4 protein-coding genes are annotated in these 4,304 nt (G+C 44.1%); 2 read left to right on the top strand and 2 right to left on the bottom strand.

The window, feature by feature from the left end; all coding sequences use genetic code 11:
* Nucleotides 1–41 precede the first annotated feature (41 nt).
* Nucleotides 42–1,280 (bottom strand): RNA-guided endonuclease InsQ/TnpB family protein, encoded by a 1,239-nt coding sequence (locus tag IM462_RS17135; protein ID WP_287700044.1) that lies wholly within the window; start codon nt 1,278–1,280, stop codon nt 42–44.
* A 128-nt stretch (nt 1,281–1,408) separates the two neighbouring features.
* Here IM462_RS17135 and IM462_RS17130 point away from each other — a divergent pair, with 128 nt between their 5' ends.
* Together IM462_RS17130 and IM462_RS17125 are read left to right on the top strand one after the other, a co-directional pair.
* Complete coding sequence (locus tag IM462_RS17130) at nt 1,409–2,914, top strand: Ycf46 family AAA ATPase (protein ID WP_287700043.1); 1,506 nt, start codon at nt 1,409–1,411, stop codon at nt 2,912–2,914.
* A gap of 12 nt (nt 2,915–2,926) precedes the next feature.
* Nucleotides 2,927–3,406 (top strand): SH3 domain-containing protein, encoded by a 480-nt coding sequence (locus IM462_RS17125; protein WP_287700042.1) that lies wholly within the window; start codon nt 2,927–2,929, stop codon nt 3,404–3,406.
* A 159-nt stretch (nt 3,407–3,565) separates the two neighbouring features.
* Here IM462_RS17125 and IM462_RS17120 read toward each other — a convergent pair whose 3' ends face one another.
* The gene (locus IM462_RS17120; protein ID WP_287700041.1) at nt 3,566–4,039 is read right to left on the bottom strand and encodes a phosphate-starvation-inducible PsiE family protein; all 474 of its coding nucleotides are present in this window, start codon (nt 4,037–4,039) and stop codon (nt 3,566–3,568) included.
* Nucleotides 4,040–4,304 lie beyond the last annotated feature (265 nt).

Raw genomic sequence — 4,304 nt, 5'->3', positions numbered from 1 at the left:
TGACATCCTCGCCGCCGTAAACGGACGGTGATTCCCAAACCTCACGATTTAGGCTTCGGCCGTGAGCTCAGCGTTCGACCGAGCTCACGCCGAGGTCCGAACGGTTTCTGCTTCTTTCCCGAAGGATTTTTCGCACCTGCCGCCCCAGATTTACTCTGTTCTGGTCTTATGGTCGCTCGACAGACTGACACCGCAAGCCCTGCGGCCAAAATATTTTTACTGGCGTTAATATCTCGGTCATGGTGAGTCCCACAGTCTGGACAGTCCCATTCTCGAACATTTAACGGCATTTTCTCAGCAATATACCCGCAATTACTACACCTTTTAGAGCTAGGAAACCATCTATCTATTTCGATGTAATTTCTGCCATACCAACGGCATTTATAGGCTAATTGTCGGGTAATTTCTCCCCAGCTTACATCAGATATTGCCTGAGATAATTTCGGGTTTTTGACCATATTCTTGACGGCGAAATTCTCAACCACAATCGTTTGGTTTTCACGAACTAATTGAGTGGTTAGCTTGTGTAAATGGTCTTTTCTGTTATCAGTAATTTGAGCGTGAATCCTTGCTACTTTGATTTTTGCCTTTTCTCGATTCTTTGAGCCTTTTTGTTTTCTAGAAAGATTTTTCGATGCTCTTCGCAGTCTCCGATAATGCTTTTTAAAATGCTTGGGATTAGACACTTTATCGCCATCGCTGGTAATCACGAGGCTACTAATTCCTAAGTCAATTCCAATGGCTTTATCTGTTACTGGTAAAGGCTTAATCGTTGGGTCATCAAATCTTATTGAGATATGCCAGCGTCCTGATGGATGTAATCTGACTGTTACTGTGCTTGGTTCACAGCTTTCTGGGATTTGTCTTGACCATCGAATAGGTAAAGGTTCTGTGCATTTAGCTAAATAGATTTGTCTGTCTTTAAATTTAAAAGCAGACTTGGTAAATTCGGCACTTCCTCCCTGATGTTTTTTCTTAAAGCTAGGATACTTAGTACGACCAGCAAAGAAATTAGTAAAAGCTGTTTGTAAATGTCTTAACCCTTGTTGTAAAGGTACACAGCTAACTTCGTTTAAAAACTCTAATTCTTCTTGTTTTTTCCAATCGGTCAACATTGAAGAAGTTTGAACATATCCTACTCTTTCTTGCTTTTCGTACCATGCTTGTGTTCTGAGATGGAGAGCTTTATTGTAAACTAATCTTACACAGCCCAATGTGCGCCGCAATAGCGACTCTTGTTCGGGTGTGGGGTAAAATCGGTAAGAATAGGCTTTTTCCATGTCTCATATTTTAGCATATATCGTGTAAATGCGCTAATATTTAACGGTAAAGCCGTCGTAGAACGACGGGGTTTCAGACCCAAATTTTCGATGACGATATAAATAGCAAAAACTATAGACGAATAGCTATGAGCTTTGGTGAAGAATTTGAATTACTGCTGCGGGCCCGCTATCCTCTCATCTATGTTACCACCTTAGAAGAAGAACGTCTCGAAAAAGCGATCGCCGATATTGCCAAACAGAGCCATAACCGTGCTGTCTATGTCTGGGATTTCGTGGATGGTTATCAAGATAATCCCAATAATGAGAACTTTGCTCGGCGTAATCCCCTGCAAGCTCTTGAATTCGTCGAAAAGCTGCCGACTAACATCGCCGCGATCATAATTTTACGCGATTTCCAGCGCTTTTTAGAAGATATTGCCATCGCCAGAAAATTGCGAAATCTGGCCCGTTCCCTGAAATCTCAGCCCAAAAACCTAATTATCGTCGCTCCCGAACTGTCCATCCCCTCGGATCTAACCGAAGTAATCACCGTCGTCGATTTTCCCCTCCCCAGTGGCGAAGAAATTAAACAGGAAATTCAGCGATTAATCGCCGCCACCGGACAACCCGTCAAAGAACCACTCCTGGATGAATTAGTGCTTTCTGCCCAAGGATTATCCCTAGAGAGAATTCGTCGGGTTTTAGCCAAATGTTTAGCCAGTCACGGCAAAATTGAGCCAGAGGACGTGGAATTAATTTTGGCAGAAAAACGCCAATCGATTCGTCAAACCCAGATATTAGACTTTTATCCCGCCACAGAGCAGATTTCTGACATCGGCGGCCTAGATAACCTCAAAGACTGGCTAATTCGTCGCGGTGGTGCTTTTAGTGAACGCGCCCGCGCCTACGGTTTACCCAATCCCCGGGGTTTACTATTGGTGGGAATTCAAGGGACGGGTAAATCCCTGACAGCGAAAGCTATTTCCCATCATTGGCACTTACCGCTGCTGCGTCTAGACGTGGGGCGTTTATTTGGCGGATTGGTGGGAGAATCGGAATCGCGCACCCGTCAGATGATTAATCTCGCGGAAGCTTTAGCTCCCTGTGTGCTGTGGATAGACGAAATTGATAAAGCTTTCGCCGGAGTGGATGGGAAAGGCGACGGAGGAACCACCGGGCGGGTTTTCGGGACTTTTATCACTTGGTTAGCGGAGAAACAATCGCCCGTTTTTGTCGTCGCTACGGCTAATAACATCCAATCTTTGCCCCCGGAAATGTTGCGAAAAGGACGCTTCGATGAGATATTTTTTGTCGGACTACCTAGCCAAAAGTCCCGCGAGGAGATTTTTAGCGTTCATCTGGGGAAAGTCCGGCCGCATAATCTAAAAAGTTATGATATAAAGCGACTAGCCTACGAAACTCCCGATTTTTCGGGGGCAGAAATCGAACAAACCATCGTGGAAGCGATGCACATCGGGTTTAGTCAAAATCGCGACTTTAGCACCGATGATGTGCTTGAGGCCGCTAGTCAGATTATACCCCTGGCCCGCACTGCCCAAGAACAGATTCAATTTCTACAGGATTGGGCTAAGTCCGGTAAAGCTCGTCTAGCCTCTCGCGATGATCGTTTTAATGTCAATCCTAACAGTTAATTTAGCACCAATATGAAGCGTTTATCTGGTTTATTGCAATTTATGGTCGGTTTTGTCATGGGAGTGGCGATTCTGGTCGGTGGGGCCACTGCTGTCGCCTATATGCTTCTCTCTGGCATGAATTCTAATCCTCCTAAACCCGTCTTTACCGAGGAGAAAAAAGAGGAAACTAAGGAGGAAAAAGCTGCTAAACCCCAAGCTGAGGTGAAAGAGTCTCCTAATACCCCAACACCAAAAGCTTCCCCGAAACCCAGTCCCGAAGCAACAAAAAGAGAAACCAAATCCGAGGGTTATCAAGCGCGGGTGACATGGCAAAGCGGTTTAAGTTTGCGCTCTGAACCTACCAGTGAATCGACTCGTCTCGGCGGTCTGGATTATAATACTAAAGTCAGTGTGGTGGGAACCAGCAGCGATGGCCAATGGCATCGTGTGCGTCTGTCCGATGGTCGCGAAGGTTGGATTAAAGCGGGTAATATTTCCAGAGTCGAGTAAATATTTAGAAGGGTTAGGTTTTCTAAATCTACCCCTTTCCCTAATCAGTAATTGGACAAAGTTAAATTCACACTCTGGCAGGAGAGAACCCCGGAACTGCTCAACTCCAGAAGTAAAAAATATCTGTGATTAATTCTGTCTGGGTACTTAATCACTACTTCAAGAACGATTATCGCGATTAACTTTCCTGATTAACCAATAACTTGCCGCTAAAGCTAAGGTTCCCACAGTGAGGGCAATTAAATCATCTTTACTGTATTTATTGGGGTCGAAAATAATAATTTTTCGAGAGATGGCAATTAAAGCCGTAACTACGACTAATTCAACCTGTACGATGTGTTTTCTTAAGTAAGCAGTGACGTTTTCTAATAACTCTAAAGCGATCAAAATATTGAGAAATAATCCGAAGATTTCAATTAAAGTTTTACTAAAAAAACCGACGGGTTCCGTAGTAAATAAATCTTGGATTAAGATAACTACTAGGTCATAAAGAGAAACAATAATAACAACAATTAAGGCTACGGATAAAACCTTAGAAACTATGTTTTCAATGAGATGAATCGACTTCATGAAATCTTCATCGCGCCATTGTTGACCAAAATTGATAAGTAGTTTCCGTATCTGTTTGAGCATGATCGATTAAGTAAAAAGTAAAAATTATTATTGTATTTTATTGCTAATTGTTCTATTTAGTTGACAAGTAAGTATATCCCCCCTTGATCCCCCCTTAATAAGGGGGGTGCTGATCCCCCCTTGATCCCCCCTTGATAAGGGGGGTGCTGATCCCCCCTTGATCCCCCCTTGATAAGGGGGGTGCTGATCCCCCCTTGATCCCCCCTTGATAAGGGGGGTGCTGATCCCCCCTTGATCCCCCCTTGATAAGGGGAGTGCTGATCCC

The sequence above is a fragment of the Microcystis sp. M144S2 genome, assembly GCF_020246065.1.
GTDB classification, from domain to species: Bacteria; Cyanobacteriota; Cyanobacteriia; order Cyanobacteriales; family Microcystaceae; genus Microcystis; species Microcystis ichthyoblabe_A.
Note: the sequence above shows the minus strand (reverse complement) of the source record. Positions and strands in the feature narration are given on the sequence as shown.